Below are 12,019 nucleotides of genomic sequence, written 5' to 3' on the forward strand. Positions count from 1 at the left end.
GCCTGCCAATTTTTGCTTTATACGCTTGTTATTATAATAATAGATATAGTCTTCAATTCTCTTTTTTAATTCCTCAAATGAGCACAGTGCTTCTCCATAATACATTTCCTGTTTCATTAACCCGAAAAAATTTTCCATAGGTGAATTATCTAAACAGTTTCCCTTTCGAGACATACTCTGGAACACCTTGTATTCCTTGAGGGTACTTACCCATTGAATATGTTGATACTGCCATCCTTGATCAGAATGTATAGTAGTTCTGAACTTTGAATCTTTAACTATTTCTAGTGCTTCCCCGAGAGGTCTGAGCACTAATTCTAAGGTTGGACGCATACTTATCCCATATGAAAGAACTTCACCGTTGAACATATCCATAATTGGATTTAGATATAGTTTTACATTGTCTGAACACTTGAATTCTGTGATATCAGTGGTTAACTTTTGATGATAAACATTTGTGTAAAAACGACGATTGATAAGGTTTTTGGCAACATTTCCAGTGGTTCCTCTGTACGAACTATACTTACGTGATTTTCGCCCAAACTTATCTGCTTTGAGTCCAAGTTCATCCATGATTCGTTGAACTTTTTTATGATTGACCTTAACCCCGCGATTCTTCAATTCTAGTTTGATACGACGGTACCCATAATTGCCATTATTTTCGTCAAAAATGGATTGAATACTTTCCTCCAGCCCCTGGTCTGGGTTTTCCTTCTTCATCATTTTAATATGATAATGATAGGAGGACTCGGGAATGCCAACTATTTGTAAAACATCTTTTAGTTTGAAGGTTTCTTTGAGTTCGAGTGATAGCGCTGCTTGTGCTTTTCGAGATAGTTTTCCGGATCCATCTGAAAAGCTCGTAACTTTTTTAAGTATTCTACCTCTAAACGAAGAAGCTCGTTTTCCCGTTCCAATTTTTGTTCGTATGTCATTTCTTTTTCTTCGGTGTGTTTATTTTTTCTATTCTTAGCTTTATCAGACATGGATGGCCGTCCTTTCGGTCTATCCAGGGCTTCAGGACCCCCCTCGAGAAATGCCTTCTTCCAAGAGGCTATCATAGGAGTGTTTGTTAGCCCAAATTTAAGGGCTGTTTCAGTTTCTGAAGAACCTGTTCTCTGCATAAAGCTTAATACATCTAGCTTAAATTGAACAGAATATGTTTCCTTATTTTTCTTCTTCATTAAGCCTTCCACACCAAATCTCTCGTATATTTTTACCCATCTCAAAATTGGTGTACTGTCCTTCATACCATACTTTTTAGCCAAAAGGTTATATCCCAATTTCCCCTTTTGATACTCTTTGACTAGGTTTAACTTAAATTTTTCACTGTATTTAGCCATAAAAATACACCCCGAAAATTAGATTTCACTCTAACTTTTGGGGTGCAGTACATTAACTTTGGTTTCTGCTTTTTTCAAGATAACTTCTAACCATATAGTAAGAACTAACAGTAAAATAATGATTAATTCTTCGTTCCTTTATCCACTTTTCCATCTCTTCAAAATCAACTAAATGGATCATGATTTCCTCTGATACATCAAAGTTCTGTTTATCCGTCTTCTCTGCTTGTACAATTAAGAAATTAATTACTTTATTCGTTTGAGTAGCAGGATTAACCCAGAACTCTCCTAAGAAAATTGGACTTTCATCACTAGTGTATCCAGTTTCTTCACGAACTTCCCGAATGATTCCTTCTTCGAACGACTCGCCTTCTTCAAGCTTTCCAGCAGGAATTTCTAACATAAACTGTTCCGAAGGATGGCGGTATTGCTCTACCAATATAACTTGATTGTCTTTTGTCAGTACAAATGCATTTACCCAATCCGCATATTCATGAACATAATATTGATCGATCGTAAATCCATTTGGTAATTGGCACGTGTCAGCTCGCAGATTTCCGTATGGAGTTTTATAAATGTAATTTGAAGCGATTGTTTTCCACTTTTTCAACATTCTCTTCTCTCCTCAAAATCACCTTGCTTATCCGACAAAATCTCTAGTGGTGATTTGTCTTTCTAAAAACTCATTTAAATGTTTCAAACTATTCTTATCAACTAAAATATATAAAATATCATTTTGTTGTAATGTTGTATCTCCTGTTGGAGTCTCAAGCTGCTTATCTCTTACAATTGCATTAATAAGTACCTTATTTGGAAATTGTACATCTTTTAGTGTTTTACCAATTAGTTCGTTATTCTCTCCAATATGGTACTCGATCATCTCAGCATTTGCATGACCAATGGAAACAATTTCTAATGAATGCGATGTTTCTGCCTTAACTGGTCCAGAGAGAGAAAGTTTTTTTACAAAAAACTGTATGGTTGTACCTTGAATTAATGCAGAAGTTAACACGACGAAGAAAACAACATTAAATATAAGTTGACTGTTTTCAACTCCTGCAATCAGTGGAAAGGTAGCCAATACGATTGGTACTGCACCACGCAAACCTGCCCACGATAAGAAAATCTTCTCCTTTAAATCAAAGTCAAAGAAATGAATGGATATAAAGACAGCAATAGGTCTCGCAATAAATAGAAGGATAAAGGATATAAGCAACCCTCTCCAAATTAATCCAAAATCCATTAGTTCTGATGGGAATACTAATAAACCTAGTATAATAAACATTAAAATTTGCATCATCCAGGCAAAACCTTCATTAAAACGTAAGATTGAGTGCCTATACACCAAATCACGGTTTCCAATTATAATCGCTGCCACATACACAGCAAGTAATCCACTAGCATTAACCATTGCCGTTATACTATATGTAAAAACTGCAAAAGCAAGTGCGAAAACAGGGTATAATCCACTGGAATCAAGGGAGATTTTATTAATGGAATTAGAGGAGAGTCTTCCTAACAGAAGTCCAATGAGTAAACCAATACCCATTTGCCAAACAAAAGACCCGATGAACAAAAATACATTTCCATTATCTGTCGTTAGCAGTTCAATAAAAGATAACGTTAGAAAGACTGCCATCGGGTCATTCGTACCAGATTCAGCTTCAAGTGTGGAAGATATCTTTCCCTTTACATTTTGTCCCGATAGAATGGAAAATACAGCTGCAGCATCTGTTGAACCAACAATTGCTCCTACTAAAAAGGCACCAAGCCAATCTATGCCCAATACAAGCTTTACCCCTACAGCTACAATTGCAGTTGTTAATAATACTCCGATTGTAGCCAATGTAAGTGAAGGGGCCATTACTCGTTTAACAGCCTTCCATTTTGTCTGTAGACCACCTTCAAATAAAATGATGATAAGTGCTAAAACGCCTATTAATTGAGCTACATTCGCATTATCAAAATAAATAATACCTAAAACATCACTGCCCATAACAATCCCGACTAGTATAAACAATACAAGTGACGGAACACCAAGTCTTGAAGACAGCTTTGTTGTGACAACTCCAAGAATAAGCAGGATTGAAAACAATAATATTAGGTAATCGGTATCAAAGTGTTCAATGATCATAGCATACCTCCTATCTACCTTTTATGTAACTACCCAAGTAACCGCTCAATAAGTACCTACTATAATTTTATCATCTTCAACTGCAATTATCATGAAAGACACCTTAAATCTAAATAAAAAAGTCCTTTATCCAAGATAAAAGACTTCCAGCTACATTCATTATTCCTCTTTGGAATCTTCCTGATAATGTTCATTAAGATAGGCATTCTCCGTTGTTGCAAAATTAACAGACAGTAAACTTTGTTCTGGATCCATCCCATAATAGCCTTTTTTCTCATTTTCTGTTAGCTCACCACTTTGGAACATTGGTTCTTTTTCTTTCAATTCATCACCCTCAATTGTTCATTCTCCACTTTAATATAAACAATTTAGGTAACTTTTAGTAAAACTTTACCTGTACTTTTTCTACATTCAACAAGTTCATGTGCTTGCTTTGCTTCCTTTAAGTCGAACTGACCTCCAATATGGAATGTTAATTTCCCTTCAGCGATTAAAGGTATCACTTCTTTAGCTGTTTCTTTTAAAAGGTGTAGACGTTTACTTCTCGTTGATCCTAAGCTAAAACCCAGTACTGACCGGCAACTTGCGTGAAGCTCTGCCGTTTGAAACTTTCCTACTTTTCCACTTGAGTTACCAAAGTGAACAAGTCTTCCATATGGAGCTAAACATTTCATACTTTGCTCAGATACTTCACCTGCAATCGAATCTAAAATAACGTTGACTCCGTCTCCATCTGTTAGTTGGTTGACTACTTTAGCGAAGTCTTCTGTTGTGTAGGAAATTACATGATCAGCACCTGATTGAAGTGCAACCTGCTTTTTCTCTTCACTACCAACTGTTCCTATTACTCTTCCCGCTCCAAGTAGTTTCGCTAACTGTATCGCTGTCGTCCCAACTCCGCCTGCAGCAGCATGAATTAAGACAGTTTCACCTTTTTCTATTCGGGCAATATCAGCTAATAACTTATACGATAGAAAGGAAACAATCGGACATGCCGCAGCTGTTTCAACACCAATTTCGTCAGGAATAGTAAATGTAAGTGCTTCGTTTGCTACTATGTACTCTGCATAGGATCCACTTGCTGGAAAAGCAATTACTCTTTGACCAACTTGTAATCCTTGTACGTTTTCACCTACTTGTGAAATAACACCTACAGCGTCCAAACCTGGTATAAATGGGAGCTTCCCTGCTCCTTTTATTCCATAACGGGATTTTATATCGGCAAAATTCACACTCGTTGCATCAACCTTTATTAACACTTGGTCTGGTTGAATGATTGGCACTTCAACATCTTTGTATTTCATTACTTCTGGTCCGCCATATTCTGTTACGACAATTGCTTTCATGCTCATTCCCCTATCTACTTTTCGATAGATTTATTGTAAAATCTTTACATCATTTCAGCTATGATGAAATCGTTATTGTCGGTCATTAGGTAAACTTATAAGCTTTACTTCATCAATTGTAAGTAACAGGGCTTCCTCATCCTTTAATCGAACAACATCCTCGCCTGACTGTTCTTCATACTTCACAATTCTATCTTCAATAGTAAGATCTCCTGGAAAAACATCTTCTCGGTCATAATGAGGCATGATTGGAAACTTATATAAATTTATAGCATTTAAGGAGCATAATTTTACATTCTCTATTAACTGAGGTGTGAAATGTTTAACGATCTGAAGGTGCGGTCCTAATACTAACGAACCTGCACTGACACCAATTAGTATCGTCCCTTCCTCCGCTTTTCTCTTGATAATGATGTCAGCACCTGTCTTTTTCATTTGTTCTAAAAGATAAAAAGGATTTCCACCAGTTAAATAAATGACATCGTATTGTTCCAATTTTGACGGCTCATCCAACTCAACGTCAACAAAATCAACATAACAAATTCCCATCGATTGAAATTGCTTCTTCGCTTCTATTACTCTAGGATGCTTTTCCTTTAACTCTACTGCTGCAGTTGTAATAATGGCTACTTTAACATGTTCAATCTTCAAAGTTAGTAGATTTAAGAAAGCAGATTGAATACATTGATTAGAAAATCCTTTTGAGGTTAGTAGTATTCTCATCATTTCCTCACCTTAACTTTTGATAAATAGATAATGCCTCTAGTACAAACCCAGCATCATAACCAGTTTTCTCAGATATCCTCGTTGCCCACTCTTCTATTGTATGTAGTGGCTCATCATAAAACTTTCCTTCACTTGTACTTAAGAAGCTTTCAAAATTGTAAAATTCAAAATGAGCAATCTCGTTTTTGTAAGGAATTCTACATTCTAATAAGGGGTGTTGTTTAATATGATTTTGTGAGAATTCAGCTGCTTGTAGCAAAATGTTAGATTCAATAGGTGTTGTATCATAAGTTTGCCTTGAAACCTTTCCATTTGGTCTATAGTAGTGAACAAGGATATCCTTCTCTCTCTGTTCTATCTGCACATCCGCTGCTGGAAAGTACCCTGTCATTCTATCATTTCTGAAGTTTTCATCCTCACAGTCTATTAAGATCGGTTGTATCCATTGATCACCTAAATCACATAAGTAGCGATTCCCCTTCTCGCAAACGGCAATTACTCCTACATGGGCTTCTGGTGTATGAAGATCGTGACCAATTGAATATGCCTTTACGCCTGCTTGCTTAAACTCATCTAATAACCAAATCGCTAAATCAAAACAATTACCTGTTATTCCAAACTGTTCATAATGTTCTTTCATTAACGATACATCACGTTGTTTTTGACTACCCCCTTTCTCGAAGTACCACACTTTTGTTAATGTTTCCATTGGAAACGAATTAAATTGATTCCATACCGATAAAATTTCGTTTGGTGCTTTCATCTCATGCCCCCTATGAATACTCCTTTTTCTAATATATACCATCTATTATTCCAGAGGGTAGTAATAACTTTTTAATGCTCTTTATCAAAATAAGATTTATTCACAACATAATACATCCACACCATTAAAGGAAATTGTTCCTGAATGGTTTAAAACAAGGGCAATCGCAAACGTACACATATTCGCAATACTGTGCTCATAGCCTGAAATGAAAAAGCAAAACACAAACAGCATCATCACGAAAAGCTTCGGACCATCACTTTTCATACTCATCGGAATAAAAAATGCTAAACAAACTAACCAGTTACAGAGAATTCCTCGGAAAAACAATTCCATGATCGGTGTGTTCATCATTTTTTCCACAACAGTTAACAAAAAACTATTAACAGACGACGAACTAAACAAACCTGTTGTATAAATTAAAAAGGCAAATACTATAGCACCGATAATATTGCCGATATAGCTCAAAATAAGTAATTTAGATACCGATGACCATTTCATTTTCTTTCGAAACGCAGCAAAAGACATGTAAAACGTGTTGCCAGTAAATAAATCTCCACCACCGTATGCGATTAAAATGATAGCTGAGCCAAAAGTGATAGCTGCAATTGGATAGGCAAAAGGCGAATGCTCGTTGTAGAAAAAACCACCACTTTTGAATGCAACAATTACACCGAACCCAATGAACATACTCGCTAACGCTGAACGCAGTATATAATGAAGCGGATTAGTTTCATAAATCTTCTGTTTTTTAAGCGCTAGTTTTTCTACTTCTGACAATGCGTTCGTTTCCATTCTCTCCCCTATCCTCTATTTTGCTTATAAATTCACTTCTTCAAAATACGGTCGTAAGATATCTTTTAAAATTTTTGAACTTTGATGGAATTTCTGTTTTTCATCATCATTTAAATCTAACTCAACAATTTCTCGTATTCCTGATCTACTAATAATGGCTGGTACTCCAATGTAAACGTGTCTTTGACCATACTGTCCATCTAAGTGAGCTGAAACAGTTAGTAGACTATTTTCATTATGTAGAATGGCTTTTGTAATTCGAACTAGTCCCATTGCAATGCCATAATATGTTGCACCTTTTCCTTCAATGATCTTGTACGCTGCATCACGTACGTTCGTAAAAATCTCATCTAAATCTTCTTTTTTATACTTTTCATTTCGGTCAATTAATTTCGACACTGGTATTCCACCTACATCGGCAGAACTGTAAACGGGAAGTTCACTATCACCATGCTCTCCGATGATATAGGCATGTACATTTTGTGGATTGATTTTGAAATACTCACCTAATAAATAACGGAAGCGAGCTGTATCCAGTATCGTTCCCGAACCAATCACACGACCCTTTGGTAATCCACTATAATGCCACGTTGCATACGTCAAAATATCGACTGGATTTGTCGCAACTAAAAAAATACCTTCGAAGCCACTAGCCATAACATTATCTACTACTTCATTAAATATCTTTAAATTTTTCTCTACTAAATCCAATCTTGTTTCACCTGGCTTTTGATTCGCCCCTGCACAAATGACAACAATATCTACATTGCCACAATCTTTATATTCTCCATAACGGATATGTAATGGATGTGGAGCAAACACCTTTCCATGGTTGAGATCCATCACATCTCCCATCGCTTTATTTTTATTAACATCAATCATAATTAACTCATCCGCAATTCCTTGATTCATTAACGCAAAAGCATAGCTCGATCCAACAAATCCAGTTCCAATTAAGGCTACTCTATTAATACGAACTCTAGACATGATATTCTTCCTTTCAATTACTAATTGACTACCTAATTAGGATGTAACAAAGCACCGTAATCATACAGTTACGTATATAAAAAAGTACTTGGAGCAGCTCCAAGTACTTTAGAAAGTGTTACTAATTTTATTTATATAGAAAGCTAATTCAAGCAAATTCATTCATATTATTTATTATGGCCTAAAACGTTCAAAGGAATTAGCAATTTCTATCAATTCATTTTTTGTTAGTAGACCTTCTTGCTCTTTAGGAAAACCATGATGTAAGGTTATTTCATAAATAATTCCCTCATTCTCCCAAAGTAATCCTTCAAGATTCTCATTTGCACTATATTTTGCTTCACTTCCGTCTTCTAGTTTTTCATTATTCACACCAGCACCAACAAATGTTGTTGTAGCCGCATCATGAATTAATATTTCAAGTGTCTTAGGCTTTTTATTATCTGTTGACTCATATACAATCTTTCTAAGATTCGCCTTTGGATCATCCAACTGAGTCTCTGGAGGATCTTTTGTCAGGTCAATTTCACCAACGTACATTGTCTCAACTTTTACATCATTAAGTTCAAACGGCAAATAAGTAGGCAACTTAATTGGCAAATGATAGGTTTGTAACAACTTATTATTTTCAAGTTGCTCTTCTCCTGGGAATTCATAAAATAAATTCGAGGATACAACTCCTGTTTGAAATAATATACTTCCAATAAGACCTACTATCAGCAAAGATAATGCCGCAGCGCTTACATAAGATTTCAATGTAAAATGAAAGATTCTTTTACGTTTTCTTAGATTTTTATAGACATCCTTCTTATTGTTCTCGTCAAAGGAAAAATCACTGTATACGGTTTTCATCATACTATCTTTTAAGTTGTTTAATTTATTCTCCATCTAAGAGCACCCCCTCTGGATATTTCTCTCTCAGAAGCTCTTTTGCACGTGTTAATCTTGTTTTGACAGTACTAATATTTATAATTAGACAGTCCGATAATTCTTGAAGACTCATTTCTTGAAAATAGTATAAATAGATTACTTCACGATATTTGACTGGTAATGAAAGCACGTGCATAGTTAGTTCTTCATTTTCATCATTACTGACCACAATTTGCTCTGGTGAAGAAGCATTACCCTTCACAAAATCAACAATCTTGTCATTTAGGAATGTCTTATTGTAGTTCCAACTACGTAGATAATCCTTACAACGATTTACAGTAATACGATATAACCATGTTCGATAACTGGCTTCTCCTCGAAACGTATCGATTTTTTCATAAAACCGAATAAACACATCCTGTGCTAAATCCTCAGCCATTTCGTAATTTTTCACGTATGAAAAAGCCAAATATAATACATCGTTCCCATATTGATTCATAACTTCTTCTAGTAGCTGACCTCTAGGATAAGGTACTTGTTTAATCCCCATTTACATCCCCTGCCTTGCTTTTGACGTACTATTTTGACGTAGCACTTCGTTTAAAAGTTTGGTTTTTCTAAGATATACTTCTTTCTACATTCTCTGCCAATACATACAAGCCTTCATTCGTTTCAAATTCTATAAAACTTTTGGCGTATTTTGTTACTTCGAATGTCGTAATTACAGGAATTACAAGCAATCATTCCTCTTCTCTCTCATAAAGTAAGGTAGATACAACTTACAATTTGGAGGGAAAACGATTGTTCAAACGAAAAATGATTACACTTATTACTACGTTTATATTTAGTTTTATAGGGATTTTCTTCTTTCAATCAGAGGCGTTAGCTAAAAATACAAGTATTCATGTTCACTTAAGGGGAGATGTTGCTCAAGTCGTTGGTGTATCAGTTATTCATAAAGGTGACAAGATTGCATTAGAGGCAAAAAGCGCGAAGCTATATAGTGTAAAAAAACCAGCAGAAATCGTGAAGCCAGATGTAACACATATATTCGTTACCTTAAAAGATGGTACAGTTATTGAATACTCACCTGCTATTAACTATGCTGGCGAAGAGGGAAAAGGTACGATTAATTACTGGATAGAAGTAATAGCTAGTGAAGAGACAACAGCAGATCCTGTTAAAGAAGATGATTCCAATTCAGAGAAAGACTCAACTGATGACAAAAATAACGAGGACACAAATACAGGCAAACAAGGGGAAGATTCATCAAGTGATGAAGAAGAGCCTGCTACTGAAGTAACAAAGACCATTTCTGGAGGAAAACTTCCTGAAACATCTTCTCCATGGTATAACATCTTGTTTGCAAGTAGCCTAACTCTTTTAATTACAGCTTTTGTTCTGTATCGTGTCATAAAGCATAGTTGATGTAAATGAGACGCCTTGTGACACTCATTATGATTTCTTTATTTATCCTTTCACTTTCTATTGCGATTTTCTCCACCATTAAAATCGTGAATTCAAAGGAGAATTTAGAAAAAACTCTTGAAGCACAAGAAAAACGCGAAAAGGTTGTAAAGAAGATTGTAGAAAAGACTGCCAATGAAAGTAATGAACAAAGCACAGAAGAAGAAAAGAAGCCTTATCCTAAAAAAGGTGACGTAATTGGGAAACTTATCATCCCTGCTATCAAAGAAGAATACCCAATTACCGAAGGAACCGACGACGAACAACTTGAAAATAGTGTCGGACATTATATCCAAAGTGTCCTACCCGGAAGACAAGATAACTCAGTCCTTGCCGGTCACCGGGACGGTGTCTTTCGGAAGTTAGGTGACGTTAAAATAGATGATGTATTAATCGTGGAGCTAGGAGAAGAAGTTTATACGTATAAAATCTATAAACAACTTATCGTTGACCAAGACGATCGAACCATCATCGTACCACATGAAGAAGCGATTTTAACCCTTGTAACGTGCTATCCATTCAACTACATCGGCTCTGCACCTGAAAGGTATATTTTACAAGCGAAATTGGTAGAAGAGTAGACAAAAAGGCTTGGTTATGCAACCAGGCCTTTCAATAAAAATAGTATGACAAATATACAGACTGTTAAATTCAATGCACCTTCTGAACTACGATTTATCTACACTTTTATTTTTCTTGTATGTATGAAAAGAATAAACTACTAAAGCTATTAATCCGGCTAACTTAAGAATATCAAATAATACTTCCATTCTATACGCCTCCCTTTCCATTAACAATTATATAATTTCAATTTGTTTGTTGTTTCCTATCATACATCTTATCTATTAGATACGTACAAAGAAATCCTATTACAAAAGGAATGAGAGAACCTCCAGCTTCAATCGATTCAGTAGTTTCTACATAATAACTAAACATTAAAATTCTAATATCAAAAATATATCCAATTAAAAGTAAAAATCCACTTATACTAGCCATCATTAGTATTCTTACAATGTTTCTTTTCACACAAATCCCCCCTATTTAATTTCAATACCGTTTTCATCAAAATACTTCCATGTATAGCTAAATTCATTACTATCTGATTGAGGTAGCTCAATCCATGAAACAGCGTTTTCCCTTAAAATAAAATCTTGTTCGATAATATGGTTGTTTACTCCTAATTCTAGTTTGGATATTTCATTTTCTTTTGTTGTTACAATTATGAATAGTACTGAAGGAGAGCCTTCACCAATCATCGTGATTAAGTATGGCACAAACGATTGATTTTCACTTTTTTGAATATGATACCACTTATAATTACCTTTCTTGTTTTTGTAAAATTGAATATATGCGGGGTGGTTATCGATTAAGAAACCTACTATTCTATTGTCATTCATATCCTTTATATCCAAAATTTCAATAGAATCACTTTCATATCCTTCAATCGAAGTAATCACTTTCTTAATCGATTCTGTGTCGTTTCCATACGTCTCAGTGAAAATTGGAAAAGTATAAATAAAAAATATAAAAAGAAATAAAAGTGTGATAAAGCTGAAAATTACCTTATTAGTCTTAGTAACCATTTCAC

At 35.1% G+C, this 12,019-nt stretch carries 17 protein-coding genes; 2 read left to right on the forward strand and 15 right to left on the reverse strand.

Annotation, left to right across the window (positions count from 1 at the left end):
* The 13 genes from JR050_RS13890 to JR050_RS20565 form a co-directional block, all read right to left on the reverse strand.
* A partial coding sequence (locus JR050_RS13890) for an IS3 family transposase (RefSeq protein ID WP_346726756.1) occupies positions 1-879 on the reverse strand: 879 nt, incomplete at its 3' end.
* Entirely contained in the window at positions 780-1,343 is a 564-nt protein-coding gene (locus JR050_RS13895; protein ID WP_204203384.1) for a helix-turn-helix domain-containing protein, read from the reverse strand. The genes JR050_RS13890 and JR050_RS13895, both read right to left, overlap by 100 nt.
* Positions 1,344-1,395: 52 nt before the next feature.
* Positions 1,396-1,956 carry an NUDIX hydrolase gene (locus JR050_RS13900; RefSeq protein WP_239454407.1) on the reverse strand — a complete coding sequence of 187 codons (561 nt, stop codon included), beginning with the start codon at positions 1,954-1,956 and terminating at the stop codon, positions 1,396-1,398.
* 27 nt (positions 1,957-1,983) lie between these two features.
* On the reverse strand, positions 1,984-3,477 hold the full coding sequence (locus JR050_RS13905) for a potassium/proton antiporter (protein WP_204204110.1): 1,494 nt from the start codon (positions 3,475-3,477) through the stop codon (positions 1,984-1,986).
* 159 nt (positions 3,478-3,636) lie between these two features.
* The gene (locus JR050_RS13910) at positions 3,637-3,801 is read right to left on the reverse strand and encodes a hypothetical protein (protein WP_204204111.1); all 165 of its coding nucleotides are present in this window, start codon (positions 3,799-3,801) and stop codon (positions 3,637-3,639) included.
* Positions 3,802-3,845: 44 nt separating this feature from the next.
* Positions 3,846-4,823 carry a quinone oxidoreductase family protein gene (locus tag JR050_RS13915; protein WP_204204112.1) on the reverse strand — a complete coding sequence of 326 codons (978 nt, stop codon included), beginning with the start codon at positions 4,821-4,823 and terminating at the stop codon, positions 3,846-3,848.
* A 72-nt stretch (positions 4,824-4,895) separates the two neighbouring features.
* Complete coding sequence (locus JR050_RS13920; protein ID WP_204204113.1) at positions 4,896-5,549, reverse strand: Type 1 glutamine amidotransferase-like domain-containing protein; 654 nt, start codon at positions 5,547-5,549, stop codon at positions 4,896-4,898.
* 4 nt (positions 5,550-5,553) lie between these two features.
* Positions 5,554-6,312 (reverse strand): hypothetical protein, encoded by a 759-nt coding sequence (locus tag JR050_RS13925; RefSeq protein WP_204204114.1) that lies wholly within the window; start codon positions 6,310-6,312, stop codon positions 5,554-5,556.
* Positions 6,313-6,408: 96 nt separating this feature from the next.
* The gene (locus tag JR050_RS13930) at positions 6,409-7,107 is read right to left on the reverse strand and encodes a formate/nitrite transporter family protein (protein WP_204204115.1); all 699 of its coding nucleotides are present in this window, start codon (positions 7,105-7,107) and stop codon (positions 6,409-6,411) included.
* Between the two features lie 24 nt (positions 7,108-7,131).
* Positions 7,132-8,094, reverse strand: a complete 963-nt coding sequence (locus JR050_RS13935; protein ID WP_204204116.1) for an L-lactate dehydrogenase — start codon at positions 8,092-8,094, stop codon at positions 7,132-7,134.
* Between the two features lie 174 nt (positions 8,095-8,268).
* Positions 8,269-8,982, reverse strand: a complete 714-nt coding sequence (locus JR050_RS13940) for a helix-turn-helix domain-containing protein (protein ID WP_204204117.1) — start codon at positions 8,980-8,982, stop codon at positions 8,269-8,271.
* Positions 8,972-9,514, reverse strand: coding sequence for a sigma-70 family RNA polymerase sigma factor (locus JR050_RS13945; protein ID WP_204204118.1), 543 nt, complete (start codon positions 9,512-9,514; stop codon positions 8,972-8,974). Before JR050_RS13945 ends, JR050_RS13940 begins: the two co-directional genes overlap by 11 nt.
* Before the next feature lie 67 nt (positions 9,515-9,581).
* Complete coding sequence (locus JR050_RS20565) at positions 9,582-9,704, reverse strand: hypothetical protein (RefSeq protein ID WP_283244081.1); 123 nt, start codon at positions 9,702-9,704, stop codon at positions 9,582-9,584.
* A gap of 61 nt (positions 9,705-9,765) precedes the next feature.
* Here JR050_RS20565 and JR050_RS13950 point away from each other — a divergent pair, with 61 nt between their 5' ends.
* Positions 9,766-10,392 (forward strand): hypothetical protein, encoded by a 627-nt coding sequence (locus JR050_RS13950; protein WP_204204119.1) that lies wholly within the window; start codon positions 9,766-9,768, stop codon positions 10,390-10,392.
* Positions 10,393-10,409: 17 nt separating this feature from the next.
* The gene (locus JR050_RS13955) at positions 10,410-11,012 is read left to right on the forward strand and encodes a class D sortase (RefSeq protein WP_346726757.1); all 603 of its coding nucleotides are present in this window, start codon (positions 10,410-10,412) and stop codon (positions 11,010-11,012) included.
* 226 nt (positions 11,013-11,238) lie between these two features.
* On the opposite strand, the gene JR050_RS13960 is transcribed toward JR050_RS13955, so the two are convergent.
* Together JR050_RS13960 and JR050_RS13965 are read right to left on the reverse strand one after the other, a co-directional pair.
* On the reverse strand, positions 11,239-11,457 hold the full coding sequence (locus tag JR050_RS13960) for a hypothetical protein (protein ID WP_204204120.1): 219 nt from the start codon (positions 11,455-11,457) through the stop codon (positions 11,239-11,241).
* A gap of 11 nt (positions 11,458-11,468) precedes the next feature.
* Positions 11,469-12,014 carry a hypothetical protein gene (locus JR050_RS13965; protein ID WP_204204121.1) on the reverse strand — a complete coding sequence of 182 codons (546 nt, stop codon included), beginning with the start codon at positions 12,012-12,014 and terminating at the stop codon, positions 11,469-11,471.
* Positions 12,015-12,019: the final 5 nt, after the last annotated feature.

Origin of the sequence: Bacillus suaedaesalsae, assembly GCF_016890225.1 — a bacterium.
Classification (GTDB): Bacteria; Bacillota; Bacilli; order Bacillales; family SA4; genus Bacillus_BS; species Bacillus_BS suaedaesalsae.

Bases quoted from the DNA above. Each gene is read 5' to 3' on its own strand.
- JR050_RS13940 (WP_204204117.1), bottom strand. From the start codon at position 8,982: ATGGAGAATAAATTAAACAACTTAAAAGATAGTATGATGAAAACCGTA.
- JR050_RS13925 (WP_204204114.1), bottom strand. From the start codon at position 6,312: ATGAAAGCACCAAACGAAATTTTATCGGTATGGAATCAATTTAATTCG.
- JR050_RS13965 (WP_204204121.1), bottom strand. From the start codon at position 12,014: ATGGTTACTAAGACTAATAAGGTAATTTTCAGCTTTATCACACTTTTA.
- JR050_RS13920 (WP_204204113.1), bottom strand. From the start codon at position 5,549: ATGATGAGAATACTACTAACCTCAAAAGGATTTTCTAATCAATGTATT.
- JR050_RS13915 (WP_204204112.1), bottom strand. From the start codon at position 4,823: ATGAAAGCAATTGTCGTAACAGAATATGGCGGACCAGAAGTAATGAAA.
- JR050_RS13895 (WP_204203384.1), bottom strand. From the start codon at position 1,343: ATGGCTAAATACAGTGAAAAATTTAAGTTAAACCTAGTCAAAGAGTAT.
- JR050_RS13935 (WP_204204116.1), bottom strand. From the start codon at position 8,094: ATGTCTAGAGTTCGTATTAATAGAGTAGCCTTAATTGGAACTGGATTT.
- JR050_RS13930 (WP_204204115.1), bottom strand. From the start codon at position 7,107: ATGGAAACGAACGCATTGTCAGAAGTAGAAAAACTAGCGCTTAAAAAA.
- JR050_RS13900 (WP_239454407.1), bottom strand. From the start codon at position 1,956: ATGTTGAAAAAGTGGAAAACAATCGCTTCAAATTACATTTATAAAACT.
- JR050_RS13905 (WP_204204110.1), bottom strand. From the start codon at position 3,477: ATGATCATTGAACACTTTGATACCGATTACCTAATATTATTGTTTTCA.
- JR050_RS13945 (WP_204204118.1), bottom strand. From the start codon at position 9,514: ATGGGGATTAAACAAGTACCTTATCCTAGAGGTCAGCTACTAGAAGAA.